Here is a 13,018-nt window from a genome sequence, read left to right as displayed (position 1 = left end):
TTCCCCTTTTCACTCATATGTGGTAGTTATTATAGCATAATTCTAATGGTTATTTTTCAATCCCAGCAATACTGTAAATCATTTTCCATATTCACCTCGAAAAATATTCTCCCCCTCTTTATTTCCGCCCCGATCCGGTTAACCTTTTAGAAAGAGCAAAAAGGACAGCGCGAATGCTGCCCTTTCCATCTTTTAAGATATGAATGCATGTCCAAGGTTACTGTTCCATTTGTCTCGCTAGGAAGCTTGCTGCTGTTTCAACCGATTTCTGTTCCACTTCACCAATGGTGCTGTCTTTAGAGAAAATCAAGACGGCACCAATCGGGTCGCCACTCGCAATGATCGGAGCTGCAGTATAAGATTGGACCTCTTCATCATTGGAATCAACGAATGAGACTTGTCCGTTCGGAGACTCCAAAACAGGATTTCTTTCTTCCATGATCTTTTCAACTAGGTCACTAACACTTTTGTTTAAGTATTCTTTTTTGGAGCCGCCTGCCACCGCAATGTAAGTATCCCTGTCACAAATCATAACTGGGTTTCCAAGGCTATCATATAGTGCTTCTGCATATTCCCTTGCAAAATCGCCTAATTCACTAATTGGAGAGTATTTCTTTAGGATGACTTCACCATCTCTATCCACAAATATTTCCAGTGGATCTCCTTCACGAATACGGAGTGTCCTGCGAATTTCCTTCGGGATGACGACTCTTCCTAAATCATCAATTCGGCGAACGATACCAGTTGCTTTCATCTAATGTTGCCTCACTTTCATCTAATTGATTTGATAAATCCTCATTTTGTAGCAAAATCATCACCAGCTATTGTACTTAGTATTTTTCTAATGGTAAGTTCTATGCACTTTGAAAAAATTTTTCTTTTTGTTGCATTTTTTTACCATGGTACCTAAAAAAATTTCTTCAAGAGGACAATCATCAATTCTAGTTTTTAGTGGCTTGCGTCTCTTTTTTTACATACTGTAAACCCTTGGCCATCTCAAATAAGATATTGAGCCATTTGCTTTGTTCCACGCCTTTTATGTGCAGGACCAGCTTCATTCGATTGCCGTCCATACCGAAGCCCACCATACGGCCATACTTCGATCCCAGCTCGAACACTTTTTGTCCATCCACATCGCTGCTGACCTTTTCCCTAAGGAGAATGCTGATTTCCTGCTTTAATTGTTTAATGCTTTCAATTCCGGCCTTTTCTGCATATACCTTCATTTCGGCAATCATGAATAAATAGGAAACCTCTTCTGGATACTCTCCGAAACGATCGATCATTTCATCCTGTAATTCTTCCACTTCTTCAAGTGAAGCGATACCTCTGAACCTTTTATACATTTCTATTTTCTGATGTCCATCCATTATGTAGGCATCAGGGATATAAGCATCCACTTCAACGTCAATTTCCAGTGTGTTCTTCTCTTCGGCTGGTTGGTCATTGCGTTTCGCATCCACCGCTTCTTTCAGCATTTGTGAATACAGATCAAAACCAACCGAATCGATGAAGCCATGTTGTTGAGCCCCTAGAATGTTTCCAGCTCCCCTGATGGATAAATCACGCATCGCGATTTTGAACCCTGAACCCAATTCTGTAAATTCCTTAATGGATTGAAGACGCTTTTCTGCCACTTCCGTCAACACTTTATCTTTCCTATAAGTGAAGAATGCATATGCCACCCGATTGGATCGACCTACACGGCCACGCAGCTGATAGAGCTGTGAAAGTCCCATTCTATCCGCTTCATTCACGATAAGCGTATTGACATTCGGGATATCAACACCCGTCTCTATAATGGTTGTACTTACCAAAACATCATATTCGCCTTCCAAAAAGCCGAACATGACGGCTTCCAGTTCTTGCTCTGTCATTTGCCCATGAGCATAGGTAACACGGGCATCGGGCACAAGCATGGAAATTTCTTCTGCTTTTCTTGCTATATCCTCTACCCGATTGTAAAGGAAATAAACCTGACCACCCCTGGCCAATTCCCGTTCTATCGCCTCCGTTACCAATGATCCATTATACTCCATGACATAAGTTTGGATCGGAAACCGGTTCTCAGGCGGTGTTTCGATGACGGACAGATCCCTCACGCCCAGCATCGACATATGAAGGGTCCTCGGAATCGGTGTCGCAGTCAAAGTCAGTACATCCACATTAGTTTTTAACCGTTTGATCTTTTCCTTATGTGTAACGCCAAAGCGCTGTTCTTCATCAATGATAAGCAATCCCAAATCGCGGTATACGATATCTTTGGATAAAATCCTATGCGTGCCAACCACAATATCCACCGTACCGGCCTTCAATCCTTTTATCGTCTCCGTTTGCTGCTTTTTAGTCCGGAAGCGGCTCATATGGCCAATCGAAATCGGATAATCCTGAAAACGCTCCCTTAATGTTTCATAATGCTGCTGGGCAAGGATTGTGGTCGGAACTAGAAACGCAACCTGCTTCCCATCCATTATGGCTTTAAAAGCGGCCCGGATCGCCACCTCTGTCTTCCCATAACCAACATCGCCGCATAATAAACGATCCATCGGCCGTTCCCGTTCCATATCCTTTTTGATTTCGACTATGGAACGTAATTGATCTTCCGTTTCGTTATAAGCGAATGATGTTTCGAATTCCCTCTGCATATCACCATCAGGGGAAAAGGCATAGCCCTTTGCCGCTTCTCTTTCTGCGTATAACTTGATTAAATCATCGGCAATGTTCTCAACGGATGATTGAACCTTGCTTTTGACACGTTTCCATTCCGTTCCGCCTAGCTTATAAAGCTTTGGCTCTTTTCCTTCAGAACCGACATATTTTTGGACAAGATCAATTTGGTCGACAGGAACATACAATTTATCATCCGCTTGATAACGAATATTCAGGTAATCTTTATGGACCCCATTTATTGTAAGGGTTTCAATACCTAAGTATTTACCGATACCGTGGTTAACATGAACGACATAGTCACCGATCTTCAGTTCGGAATAACTCTTGATTCGCTCTGCATTCGATAGTTTCTGTCTCCGTACCGATTTCTTTGACTTCTTATTAAACAATTCCGTTTCCGTAATGATACTGAATTTTTGCATAGGCAATTCAAAGCCACTATTCAGACTGCCCCGTAAAATCTGTACTTTACCTGGAAGGATGCTGTCAGCATTAAACAGTTCTGCTGCCTCTATATCATAGTCGGCTAAAACCGAATGCAGCTTTTTTACCCGTTCTTCATCCTGTCCAAGTATGACGACTGTATATTTCCCTTTTTTCCAACGTTCCAGTTCAGCTTTGAACACATTCATCTGTCCATGGAAATTTTGCATTTGTTTACTGGCAAAATTCAGGATATTCTGAGGATTCGTATGCGGTACATGCCGTAAAAACAATGAAAGGTATACAAACGGCCTGCTGGATTTCATTATTAATTCCTGCATGGGATGGGCTAATTTAATGTCATGGATAATTTGTCCCTGACTTAAAAGGTCCGTGTACCAACCAGCCTCTTCCTTTTCCAAAGAATCATTGATTTCCTGGATTCTACTGATTTCATCTAAGAAAACCAAACCATTTACCGGTAAATAATCTATTAAACTAGCTGGATCTTCATACGCTAAACTTAAGTATTTAAAGATTTTGTCGGGTATATTCCCCATTTTCAGCTGTTCAAGTTCATAACTGATCGTTTGGACCAGCTGTTCCTTGGTTTTCTCGTCCTTAAGTTTCTTCAAGCTTTTACTTAATCCGCTCTCGAGCCTAGTTATGATTCTTTCGATATGCTCCGTCTCTAGCAAAGCCTCACTGACGGGACCGATCGTCACTTTCTTGAGTTTTTCGATGGATCGCTGATCTTCACTTGAAAAAGTCCTTATTGAATCTATTTCGGTATCGAATAATTCAATTCGTATTGGATTAGGCTCGGTGATCGGGTAAATATCGATGATACCGCCCCTGATACTGAATTCACCTGGAGAAGCAACCATTTCAGACCGGTTATAACCCATGGCAATGAATTTATTAAGCGTTGGTTCAAGCTCGATGTCTTCCCCTAGATTAAACGCTAGCTGATGCCTTTTCCAAATATCCTTTGGAGGAAGCACACGACGCACCCCAGGAATCGGGGCAATGACAATCCCTTTCTTTCCCTCTGCCCAAAAATTCAATGCCTCAACACGCTGGGCCCTTAATTCCGGGCTTGCAACACTCAAATCAGCCGCAATCAATTCATTGGCTGGATATATATACAATTCTTCCTCGGGAATGAAACTTGATAAGTCCTCATGGAATTTTTGTGCTTGCAATAAATTATGGGTAACTAATAAAATAGGCCTATTCGTCTTTTCATATACGGAAGCCAGCAATAGCGATCTCGAGGAACCTGTGAGACCAGAGACGATTTGCTCCTTAAGCCCTTCATCGATGCCGGCTATTAACGAATGAACATCATCTTGTTTGGAGAACAAGTTCTGCAATCCATTCATTTTCTTTCCCCCCTCTCTTTAACGTGCGAAAAACCATTTGCTGTATTTGAACTTGGCCATCACCAAGATCCTCTTTATTAACGGCAACTTTTATGTGCCCTGGTATTCCAGACAAACGGAAAAATGCTTTGGATTTTGTCCAAAGCCCTCTCCCGCTAATGAATAATATAATCGTTTTCATATAAATCAGGGTTTCTTTGCAGCGATTCATGGCAATCTTCACATATCGCCCTTACATGCATATCCCCTTCAGAATCATAAACGATCATCTCTTGTCGCTCTTCATCGGTAAGTTGATTAAAACCTAACTGCTCCGTACTCAGTGAGTGTGCCTCGATTGAGCCCAGCTTAGTTCCGCAATGTCGGCATCGATAATGGAGAGCCATTTGGTAACCCCCTATTTTTGTAATAGTGTTAGTATGTACAAAAGTATAGGGTTTTTATTCAGCGAAACAGGAAGATATTATTCTTTACTTATATCTACTCTCTGCTTATTGGTTATATTCGTTCATGACCTGTATAAATGGTTTTTCCAACCAAGATTCACATGAAGCTGCGCTTTTTTCGATCGTTGCCCCGACATGATCCCATTCTTCAGGCGAAAAACGCCCTAATACATAGTCAGATACCGGAATGCGGCCAATCGGGCGGCCAATGCCTATTCTGATTCGATTGAATTCCTGTGTACCCAAATGGGCAATTGAAGATTTTATCCCGTTATGACCGCCTGCACTTCCTTTTTGACGAAGGCGAAGCTTTCCTGGAGGCAAATCAAGGTCATCATATATTATGACCACATCCGCGATATCCACCTTAAAGAAATGCATGACAGCCGAAATGGATTCTCCTGACAAATTCATATAGGTTAAAGGTTTAAGCAATAAAACTTTTTCTCCCTTTACCATTCCTGAACCATATATCCCCTTATGTTTTGCTTGATCAAGAGGGATCGACCATCTCCTGGATAACTCATCTATTACTTCAAATCCGACGTTATGCCGGGTTTTTTCATATTGTTTACCGGGGTTCCCTAACCCTACAATAATTTTCATGATTCACACTCCGTCATTACGGTTATTTAGGGAGTTACACTGGGACGAAGTTTTTCCAAGATCCATCGACCTTAGAAAAATAGTACCCTAATTTCAAGCTGGACTGCAAGCGACCGGAGAACTAATTAGGTAAAATCCAAATTAAAGGATTCCATTACGAAAAAAAATCTGTCCGATTTAAATGGATGCATCCAGAGATTGAAAAGACGTAACTCGTTAAGAGCTACGCCTATTATATCATGATTCACTTGTTTAATCCCGGCATCATGACTCTGGTGATGCCTTGGTTTCCCTGCCTTCTTCATTTTCAGGGATACCGCCATCCTGCTGTTCGCCCGTACTTATTTCCTCTTCCTGGCGAGGAGCCAAAACAGATGCAACAACTTCTTCACCATCGTGGCCGATTGTAACTTGCTTATTCGTTTGGATATCGGATATGTAGATTGTATCCCCTACCTGAAGTTCGGTAACGTCAACATCGATGGAGTCAGGAATGTCATTAGGTTTAGCCGTGACCGTCACTTCATGAAGAGACTGCTGGAGGACCCCACCGTCTTTCACGCCTTTACAAACACCGACAAGGTTAATGCGAACTTGTGCCTGTAATTGAGCGGACATATCCACAATTAAAAAGTCTGCATGATAAATGGAGTTTTTTAGTGGATCCTTTTGATAGTCAGAGAGCATGACTTTATAACTCTTACCTTCCAAGTCCAAAGAAATGATCCCATTACGGCCTATTTCCTTGATTGTCTTTTGAAGCTCGATATTATTGACGGAAATGGCCGTACTGTCATTTTTATTGCCATATACTATCGCAGGGATTTCGCCGCTTTCCCTCAAATTCCTTAAATTAGAGTGTTTTGAATCCGTACGTTCTTTTGCAGCTAATATATTACTCATACATCCTCCGCCTTCCTGAATATGAATTACAAGTTTCTCTATATTTAACATTTCCCTAAATGTTGAATCATTAAACATGAAAGGTAAAATCCGCTGGGAGCAAGAAGGCGATAAACATATGGTAAACATAGGAATTCTCTGCAAAATCTTTTTTCATTCTTTTTTCTCTAATTCAAGCGTGAATCGCTTTTTTTTCCATTTTTCCCTCAACTTGCATCACTCGGTCAAGGATTTGGGCTGCTAGTGATGAGTATTGAATACTATCCTTTTTCCGTGGTCTCGGCAGATTGATTTCCTTATTCATGACGACTTTTCCTTCTTCGATTAATATGACACGGTCGGCAAGCATTACGGCTTCTTCAACGTCATGTGTAACAAGTAAGGCAGTAAAATCCCTTTTCCTCCATAGTTCTTCAATCAGCCTTTGCATGCCAATTCTCGTCAAAGCATCCAATGCCCCTAGCGGCTCATCCAGGAGGAGAATATCAGGTTGGTTAACCAATGCCCTCGCTAATGCAACCCTTTGTTTTTGCCCCCCAGATAAAACGGACGGCCAATCATTTGCTCGATCTGCAAGGCCCACTTGCTCCAGTAATTCCATAGCGTTCGACTTCCAATCCCCTTTCAAGCCTACACCAATATTTTGAAGGATTTTTTTCCAAGGAAAAAGCCTGCCATCCTGAAACATCGTCCGTGATGATTTATTTAATCCATTCAATGGTTTTCCATTCACCAGTATCTGCCCGCCCGTCGGCTTTTCCAGTCCTGCCACAAGACGAAGCAAGGTGCTCTTTCCACATCCGCTCTTACCGACAATGGCTATGAATTCTCCCTTTTTAAATGTCAGGTCCATCCCCTTTAATACTTCAAACTCCCCAAAATCCTTTCTTACACCCTGCAACTCCAACGAATTACCATTTTTCATGTTAATGACCTCCTCATTGGTATGACGGATGCCACTTTAAGCATCTTTTTTCAATTATTTTGGCCGCAACGTCCGATATTTTCCCTAATAAGGCATATAAGAGAATACTAAGAACAACAATATCCATCCTCATGAATTCACGGGCATTCATAGCCATATATCCAATTCCGGAATTAGCGGATATTGTTTCTGCGACAATTAATGTTACCCACATGATTCCAAGTGAGAAGCGGATTCCCACCAAAATGGATGGAAAGGCTGCAGGGAGAATCACATTCCAGAATAAAGAAAAACCACTCAACCCATAAACCCTCGCCGCTTCGATTAATCCCTTATCCACCGATTTAACACCATGAAATGTATTTAAATAGATAGGAAATAGAACCCCTAAAGCGACAAGGAAGATTTTCGCTTCTTCATCTATACCAAACCATAGAATCACCAGTGGTATTAAAGCTAAATGCGGAATATTACGCAACATCTGAAGCGAGGTATCGAATAAGGTTTCAGCAATGGATGATAATCCATTTAATAAACCAAGTACAAAACCAATGATCCCGCCTATTAAAAAGCCGATGAAGGCACGCTGAGCACTGATGCCGATATAATCAATAAGTTCACCCGTCCCCAGTAATGCAACACCTGCTTGAAACACTTCAGTCGGGGCAGGCAATATCCGTTCCGATAGAATCCCCCACAAGGACAGCAGCTGCCAAGTTACCAAAAGGAGAATGGGCACAAGCCATGATATAAGGTGGAACTTATTGAACTTTTTGTTTAACTTCATCTTCAATTTCACTTCCTTTTGTAGGGTAGTGGTCATTAGCCAATATTTCCCCGAATGGGCTCGTAGCTTTTGAAACGGGTCCTTGCAGCCTCTCAACAGGGAGTAAAGGGAATAATAATTCTGCAACTCTGTACGCTTCTTCAAGATGAGGGTATCCAGATAAAACAAAGGATTCTATTCCGATTTCTTCATATTCCTTCATTCTGGCAGCAACATTTTCTGCACTTCCGACTAGTGCCGTACCCGCTCCCCCGCGCACAAGACCTACACCTGCCCATAGGTTAGGGCTGATTTCAAGCGAATCCCTGTTTCCGTTATGGAGCTGCGACATCCGCTTCTGGCCCACTGAGTCAAATCTTTCGAAAATCTTTTGTGAATTTTCAATCATTTCGTCATCCACATACTTAATGAGTTCCTCCGCTGCCTGCCAGGCTTCTTCTTCCGTTTCTCTCACAATGACATGCATGCGAATGCCGAATCTGACTTCACGTCCGTACTCTGCTGCTTTTTTACGTACCTTTTCAATTTTTTCAGCCACTTGCACCGGCGGCTCACCCCAAGTCAAGTACACATCAATATGCTTTCCCGATATATCGATGGCTGGATCGGATGAACCTCCGAAATAGAGTGGTGGGTACGGTTTTTGTACAGGTGACAACAGAATATTTCCACCTTCAACCTTTAGGTGCTCCCCTTCATAGTCCACACTCTCACCAGACATTTCCTTTCTCCAGATATCGAGAAATTCATTTGTTTGCTCATAGCGTTCCTTATGATTTAGAAACACGCCATCACCTGCCAATTCGACGGGGTCCCCCCCAGTTACAACATTTTCATTTCCCCCTTATTGTTTTTTAAGATCTGCTGAAGCATCCAGGATATTAATCTTGCTTGGGATTAATTTAAGATGGTAAAACGTATCGGCAATCTTTTGTTGATCATCCAAAACCCCATTGGAAATCTCCTCAAGTCCATATTCTTTTCTATTTAATGTTTTTTCCAATGCCTCCACACTCATTCCAATTTCCGGAGATAGAAACTCAGCGACGTCCCTTGGGTTTTCTTCAATCCATTTATCAACTTTTATCAGTTCTTCTTTGATAATCTTCAAAGCCTCTTCATTCCCGGCAAATGAATCAGTTGCCAAAAAGAATTCCCGATTCGCCACCAGTCCTTCTCCATCCTGAATCGTTTTCGTTTCAAGTTCCAATTCCGCCGCTGATAAAAATGGATCCCATATTACCCAGGCATCTATTTGGTTTCCTTCAAAAGCAGCCCTCGCATCAGCCGGTGGCAAGTAGACGGGCTGAATGTCATCAAGAGCAAGACCTGCTTCCTCTAACGCTTTGACCAATAAATAATGAACATTGGAACCTTTATTCAAGCCAACCTTCTTTCCCTTTAAATCTTTCACATTTTTAATGGGTGAATCCTTTTGTACAACTATAGCCTCTCCTGATGGGTTTGCCGGCTGATTGGCAATATAGACAAGCGGAGCATTGGCTGCTTGTGCAAATATCGGCGGTGCCTCCCCTGTGTGCCCAAAATCAATACTGCCGACATTCAAGGCTTCAAGCAGCTGAGGTCCTGCAGGGAATTCAGTCCAATCGACTGTATATCCCACTTCCTTTAAATGTGTTTCCAGCTCCCCTTTTGATTTTAAAATATTTAATGTCCCGAATTTTTGATAACCGATTCGAATGGTCTTATCCGATTCTTTTGCATCAGCAATTGTGGAACTGTTCTTTTCCTGCCCGCATGCACTTACTATCAGCATGATGATGCTGAAGATGGACAGCAGCCATATCTTTCGTTTTTTCTTCATATTCTGCACACCCTTCTTAAACTATTTATATAAAAATAAAAGGCTCCTTTTCTTTACCAATAGGACAATAGGGCAAAAAGATGCCTAATGTTCAATGGTAAGTGAAAAGGAGCCTTCGGTAGTCCGATCGGCGTTAACCAGTATTAACTTTCATAGTTTTTCATTCCATGAATATGAATTGTATTTTGTATGGTTATTTTATTATTACTATTCTCATCTGTCAACTAAGAATTAAATATTTTCTGAAACTTTTAAACAAAAACACGGCGAGCCCGAAAAGGCCCGCCGTGTTTTCGTTTTATTTTGTTATCAATCGAATAATGTACTGACTGATTGTTCCTCATGCACACGAATGATTGCCTCTGCAATCAAAGGTGCTACAGAAAGACCAACAATTTTATCGATTTTCTTATCTTCAGATAGGGCAATCGAGTTAGTCACGACCAATTCCTTGATCGTTGAATTTTGAATCCTTTCGATGGCAGGACCTGAAAGGACTGGGTGTGTACAACAAGCGTACACTGCTTTAGCACCATTCTCCACAAGGGCATTGGCCGCTAATGTAATAGTTCCTGCAGTATCGATGATGTCATCAATCAGTATTGCTGTCTTCCCTTCAATATTACCAATGATGTTCATGACTTCAGCCACGTTCGGTCTTGGACGGCGCTTATCGATAATGGCGATCGGTGCTTTTAGGCGATCGGCCATTTTACGGGCACGTGTTACACCACCATGATCCGGGGAAACGATGACGATATCACTTAAATCTTTTTCCTTGAAGAAATCAGCTAAAATCGGAACGGCAACAAGGTGATCGATCAGAATATCGAAGAAACCTTGAATTTGAGGTGCGTGAAGATCTAATGTGATTACACGGTGGGCACCAGCCGTTTCTAAAAGATTTGCGACAAGTTTAGCTGTAATTGGTTCACGCGCACGCGCTTTGCGATCTTGGCGGGCATAACCGTAATATGGCATTACAATATTGATCGTTTTAGCTGAAGCACGTTTAAGAGCATCGATCATAATTAAAAGTTCCATTAAATTTTCATTGACTGGTTGGCTTGTTGATTGGATTACGAATACATCACAGCCACGGATACTTTCTTCAATATTAATTTGAACTTCACCGTCACTGAAACTTGTTACGCTACATTTTCCAAGTTCAACACCGATTGCTGCAGCAATTTCCTGAGCTAAATCGAAGTTTGAATTTAAAGAGAATACTTTTAAATTAGGATCTAAATACTGATTTGACATGATGACCTCCGTCGGTTATTTATTAAATTTCAAATTCTTGACATAATCTTCTTTGTTAACTTGACGAGCCCGGGCAACGGATAGGGCTTGCTGCGGTACATCTTGCGTGATGGTTGAACCAGCAGCTACATATGCCCCTTCTCCTACTGTCACAGGTGCAACCAGATTAGAATTGCAGCCTATGAAGACATTGTCTTCAATCTTCGTCAAATATTTATTTTTCCCGTCGTAATTCACGGTAATAGATCCACAGCCTATATTAACATTCTCCCCAACCTCTGCATCACCAATATAACTCAAATGTGAGGCCTTGCTTCCTTTGCCAAAAACGGTCTTTTTAATTTCGACAAAATTACCGATCTTAACGGAATCCTTAATATCTGATTGAGGTCTAACATGTGCGAATGGACCGATTTTAACAAAACTTCCAATACTGCTTTCGTGCACAACCGATTGGAGGACTTCCGTTCCATCACCAATTTCACAATTACTGATTTCCGTATTCGGGCCAATCAAGCAGTCCTGCCCGATGATACTTTTTCCTTTAATGAATGACCCAGGGTTAATGACTGTATCCTGTCCGATTTGTACATCCGCTTCAATGAAAGTTGTTAGCGGGTCGATGATCGTTACACCGTTCCTCATATGCTTTTCATTGATGCGTTTCCGTAAAATTTGCTCAGCCTGCGATAAAGCCACACGGTCATTCACACCCAATGTCTCCTCGAATTCACTGGATTGGAAAGCCGTCACCACTTCGCCTTCTTCTTTTAAGATTTCAATAACATCCGGTAAGTAATATTCTCCCTGGACATTTTCATTCGAAACCTTTTGCAGCGCGCTGAATAATGCTTGGTTGTCGAAGCAATATGTACCGGTATTTATTTCCTTAACATATCTTTCTTCTTCCGAAGCATCCTTATGCTCGACGATTTTTTCTACAAGTCCGCCTTCACCGCGGAGGACCCTTCCATAGCCAGCAGGGTTATCTGCATATGCTGTTAAGATTGTAGCTTTCGCCTGACTTTGCTCATGTAAGGCTATAAGCTCTTTCATTGTTTCCGCTTTAATCAGAGGCGTATCACCGCAAATAACAAGGGTCGTGCCACTTTTTGCGGATAAAACGCTTTCCGCTTGCATTACAGCATGTGCCGTACCTAATTGCTGTTCTTGTAAGGCATACTTGCATGAATCACCAAGTTGCTCTTGAACCTTTTCAGCACCATGGCCGATGACTGTTACAATATCTTCTATTTGAAGTTGATTGACTTGATCGATAACATGTTGTACCATTGGTTTCCCGCAAACAGGGTGCAAAACCTTATAAAGCTTAGATTTCATCCTAGTACCTTGCCCAGCGGCCAATATTATTGCATAGCGATTACTCATAACAGGCCTCCATTTTCACCTTTTTATCCACTAAAAATATTATCTCAAATAGTGATTCTTTTCAAGGTAACAATTAAAAGTACATATAATTGTCAACCAAACGGGTGAAAAATTTCCGTTATCCGACAGCTTACAAATGTCAGCATTGGGACTTGGAGCATTATTTGACATCATGAAATGAATGATATATGCCCGGTCAATGTACAGAAACATGTCTCCTCCCCTTTATCCCAAAACTCTGCCACGACCGCGCCATGCCCTATGTACAAGCCACCTGGCAGCACTGCACCCGTTGTTAACTCCCATTCCGAGATCAGGTTACCGATTCATGTCATTAGAGAGATCCCCTTACAGGAATTTCAATTTCCGGTTGATCAAAAAGGTTTTAAAAATAAA

At 41.7% G+C, this 13,018-nt stretch carries 10 protein-coding genes and 1 pseudogene; all 11 read right to left on the bottom strand.

Annotated features, from left to right (window positions below; translation table 11 throughout):
• Positions 1-217 precede the first annotated feature (217 nt).
• The 11 genes and pseudogenes from spoVT to glmU all read right to left on the bottom strand — a co-directional run bounded on the left by spoVT (position 218) and on the right by glmU (position 12,622).
• The gene (gene spoVT, locus MHB45_RS24870) at positions 218-754 is read right to left on the bottom strand and encodes a stage V sporulation protein T (RefSeq protein WP_034316314.1); all 537 of its coding nucleotides are present in this window, start codon (positions 752-754) and stop codon (positions 218-220) included.
• Between the two features lie 187 nt (positions 755-941).
• Positions 942-4,478, bottom strand: coding sequence for a transcription-repair coupling factor (mfd, locus tag MHB45_RS24865; protein ID WP_048690019.1), 3,537 nt, complete (start codon positions 4,476-4,478; stop codon positions 942-944).
• A gap of 155 nt (positions 4,479-4,633) precedes the next feature.
• Positions 4,634-4,864: an anti-sigma-F factor Fin family protein gene (locus tag MHB45_RS24860; protein ID WP_034316319.1), complete on the bottom strand. Its 231-nt coding sequence runs from the start codon at positions 4,862-4,864 to the stop codon at positions 4,634-4,636.
• 105 nt (positions 4,865-4,969) lie between these two features.
• Positions 4,970-5,530, bottom strand: coding sequence for an aminoacyl-tRNA hydrolase (pth, locus tag MHB45_RS24855; RefSeq protein ID WP_048690016.1), 561 nt, complete (start codon positions 5,528-5,530; stop codon positions 4,970-4,972).
• A 264-nt stretch (positions 5,531-5,794) separates the two neighbouring features.
• A complete protein-coding gene (locus MHB45_RS24850) occupies positions 5,795-6,433 on the bottom strand; it encodes a 50S ribosomal protein L25/general stress protein Ctc (protein ID WP_034316323.1) in 639 nt (212 codons plus the stop codon).
• Positions 6,434-6,605: 172 nt separating this feature from the next.
• On the bottom strand, positions 6,606-7,358 hold the full coding sequence (locus MHB45_RS24845) for an ATP-binding cassette domain-containing protein (RefSeq protein WP_048690014.1): 753 nt from the start codon (positions 7,356-7,358) through the stop codon (positions 6,606-6,608).
• Between the two features lie 13 nt (positions 7,359-7,371).
• On the bottom strand, positions 7,372-8,145 hold the full coding sequence (gene ssuC, locus MHB45_RS24840) for an aliphatic sulfonate ABC transporter permease SsuC (protein WP_202808332.1): 774 nt from the start codon (positions 8,143-8,145) through the stop codon (positions 7,372-7,374).
• Positions 8,120-8,977: pseudogene (locus MHB45_RS24835) on the bottom strand (LLM class flavin-dependent oxidoreductase); the annotation flags it as partial. The pseudogene MHB45_RS24835 and the gene ssuC, both read right to left, overlap by 26 nt.
• Positions 8,978-8,989: 12 nt before the next feature.
• The gene (locus MHB45_RS24830) at positions 8,990-9,970 is read right to left on the bottom strand and encodes a sulfonate ABC transporter substrate-binding protein (protein ID WP_048690011.1); all 981 of its coding nucleotides are present in this window, start codon (positions 9,968-9,970) and stop codon (positions 8,990-8,992) included.
• 309 nt (positions 9,971-10,279) lie between these two features.
• Positions 10,280-11,233 (bottom strand): ribose-phosphate diphosphokinase, encoded by a 954-nt coding sequence (locus MHB45_RS24825; protein ID WP_034316329.1) that lies wholly within the window; start codon positions 11,231-11,233, stop codon positions 10,280-10,282.
• 15 nt (positions 11,234-11,248) lie between these two features.
• Positions 11,249-12,622, bottom strand: a complete 1,374-nt coding sequence (gene glmU / locus MHB45_RS24820) for a bifunctional UDP-N-acetylglucosamine diphosphorylase/glucosamine-1-phosphate N-acetyltransferase GlmU (RefSeq protein WP_048690007.1) — start codon at positions 12,620-12,622, stop codon at positions 11,249-11,251.
• Between the last annotated feature and the right edge of the window lie 396 nt (positions 12,623-13,018).

Origin of the sequence: Peribacillus sp. FSL K6-5616, from assembly GCF_038008245.1 — a bacterium.
Classification (GTDB): domain Bacteria; phylum Bacillota; class Bacilli; order Bacillales; family DSM-1321; genus Peribacillus; species Peribacillus frigoritolerans.
The sequence above is the reverse complement of the archived record's forward strand: the minus strand, read 5'-3'. Positions and strand labels throughout refer to the sequence as shown.